At 40.7% G+C, this 226-nt stretch carries 1 protein-coding gene; it reads right to left on the bottom strand.

The window, feature by feature from the left end; all coding sequences use genetic code 11:
* Nucleotides 1-226, bottom strand: a 226-nt coding sequence (locus HMPREF3031_RS11800; protein WP_142351340.1) for an SdrD B-like domain-containing protein, incomplete at both ends; no start/stop codon positions are given.

Here is a 226-nt window from a genome sequence, read left to right as displayed (position 1 = left end):
CGTTCGGTAAGTTTGTAAACTCATAGTTACCGTTATTGTCTGTTGTTGTCGTAACTGTTGAACCGTCTGGTTTCGTTAATGTTACTTCAACACCAGGGATACCTGGTTCATTTGAGTTTTGTACTCCGTCTTTGTTTGTGTCTTCCCAAACTTTATCACCAACTGTGTAAGTTGCTGGTTCTTGTGGTGTTTCTTGTACTGGTTTGTAGAAACCGCTGTCGATTGT

It is taken from the genome of Staphylococcus sp. HMSC072B07 (assembly GCF_001815505.1).
Lineage (GTDB): Bacteria > Bacillota > Bacilli > Staphylococcales > Staphylococcaceae > Staphylococcus > Staphylococcus simulans.
The sequence above is the reverse complement of the archived record's forward strand: the minus strand, read 5'-3'. Positions and strand labels throughout refer to the sequence as shown.